Here is a 768-nt window from a genome sequence, read left to right on the forward strand (position 1 = left end):
GCCGTCCGCGGCGGCACGTTCTCGTTGAAGCAAGTGGCAACCGATGCGTTTGGCAATGCGTTGGGCAGCTCCATCGCAGACTCGATGCAGTCGAKCGGCGTCGACTGGAGCAACGCGCCTGATCAGTCGGATGCCGAGTGGGATCGGCTCCTGCGCTACGAAAAGTCAGCGCAAGACGACGAGGCCTGGGCGCAAAACGTCGCGCGGATCAAGGCAAGCCCTGGCAGCTCCGAATCGCCCAGTGATCAGGAGTGGTTGGCAAGCGCGTCTATCCGGCACCGCGGCGCAGGCTTTGGTGGTGGGCTTGTCCCGACTTCTGGCTCTGCAGATTCGTCGGGTTTCTTTGGCAATTCCTTGGGCATAGTGCCAGCGGAAGGTGGCTTCTTCGCAGATGACGCCAAGGAACCGAATCCTGAACAGCAATACGAGAAGACTAAGGGAGGAATACGGATTCGTCGCGGCGACGGCTCGACGATTTTTCAGCCTGATCAGCCGCGCGGTGCAAATGATGCGATGGGAGATATCCGCTCGCGATTGCCCGCTCCGCCTTCTTTCCTTCAAGGAATTTTTGGCGAAACTGTTGGCGGATGGGTCGAAAACGGCTTGGCCCTTGGGCAGCTTGCTGATCTTTCATGCAAAGCGAACGGAGCCCTTTCCGGCTCGTTCCTTGGCGACATCAACCTGTCTTCAGACCTTTTGAACGGCGGGGGAACAACCATTTCCGGAAAGAAGCCACTCCTCGACGGAGACGACAAATACTACCTGACC

At 58.5% G+C, this 768-nt stretch carries 1 protein-coding gene; it reads left to right on the top strand.

Features of this window, described 5'->3' with window-relative positions:
- Positions 1–768 (top strand): hypothetical protein (locus AC1DYI_RS37385; RefSeq protein WP_477209105.1); only part of this gene is annotated, 768 nt, incomplete at both ends.

The organism is Ideonella sp. P3_A4, from assembly GCF_056403075.1.